At 70.3% G+C, this 1440-nt stretch carries 1 protein-coding gene; it reads left to right on the forward strand.

The features are described from left to right. Window positions 1–245: 245 nt before the first annotated feature. A partial coding sequence (locus EB084_25385) for a hypothetical protein (protein NDD31598.1) occupies window positions 246–1440 on the forward strand: 1195 nt, incomplete at its 3' end.

Here is a 1440-nt window from a genome sequence, read left to right on the forward strand (position 1 = left end):
GCTGTGCTCCTCGAGGAGCCCTTCGAGGCCGGTGCGTACGAGGTTCATCGAGTCGAGTATCTCACCGCTGCGCCCTCGAATTCAAGACAGATCGTGTTAAATCTTTCGATCGCAGCCCTGGCATCTCGCGCGAGCGAAGCGACCTCACCGATTCACATGCGTTGACGTGACGCATCACGCAGGTGCTGCACGGACGCCCCACGCGGCGACAGGGACACGCCCCCTCCGCGCCTAACCCGAGGGCTGTGAATACGCGCGTGCCCCGCCCGCCCGACACGTTCATCGGCCGTGACCACGAGCTCGCGCTGCTCGAGCGCCTGCTCAGCCGTCAGCACCTCGTGGTGATCAAGGGCATCGGGGGCATCGGCAAGACCGCCCTGGCCCTGTCGTGGACCGAGCGCCTGCGCGCGACGCAGCCCGACGCGGTGGTCTGGTTCGGGCGCTGCACCCCGCAGTCGGGCATCGACGCCCTGTTCCCGCAGGTTGCGTCAGCCTCTCCCGACGAGACCGCGGCCGCCCTCATCGAAGCGGCCAACGCGGCCCGCGCGCTGCTCGTCATCGATGACCTGCACCTGCTCGCACCGGACCAGGCAGCCACCCTGCTGCGCCAGCTGCACACGTATCTCGGCGGACACGCCGTGATCACCACCCGCGAAGATCTGCCCCTCACCGCCCTGGAGAGCGTCGACATCGCCCAGATGAAGCTCGAAGGGCTGCCGTCGCCCGCAGCCGCCTCCCTCCTGGGTGACCTGCTGGCCCTGCACCCGGGCGCGCCTGTCCCCTCCCCCGGGAGCGCCACCGCACTTGTCGAGGCCGTAGGCGGGCACCCGCTGTTCATACGACTGATGGCGAGCCTGCTGGTGAACCGTCTGGCAGACGCCGATGCTCTCGCCCGGGGCGCCCTGCCGGTCGGGCTTCGCGAAGATCTGCTGGAGAAGGTGGTGGGCGACGTGCCCCCGCCGGAACGCGCCGTGCTCGAAGTGCTCGCAGTTGCGCGCGCTCCCCTGCCCGACACGGCCCTGGCGCTGCTCTCCGGTGTGCCCGACGCATCGATCCTCCGCACAGCCCTCGAGCGCAGGCTGCTGGTGGAACGAGAGTCGCCCGAGCGCATCCTCGTGCATCACCTGCTGGCCGATCACGTGACGGCCTCCACCACGCCCCAGCGACGTCAGGCGCTGCATCTCGGCCTGGCCCGATGGTGGCGCGAACAGGGCCAGTCCGCCCGATCATTTCACCATTTCGTCGAAGGCAACCAGCTCGCGGCCGCCGCCGACACCCTCGAGACCGTCGCGCCCGCGCTGTGCGCCAGCGCCCAGCACGACCTTCTGCTCGACGGCATACGCAGGCTCGAGACGGGCGGCCAGCCGCCCGGCACGCGGGCCCGCGTCGCGCAGGCCAACGCCCTGTCGGTGCTGGGACGGTCGGTGGAGTCGCTCGAGG

Source organism: Pseudomonadota bacterium (assembly GCA_010028905.1).
GTDB lineage: Bacteria > Vulcanimicrobiota > Xenobia > RGZZ01 > RGZZ01 > RGZZ01.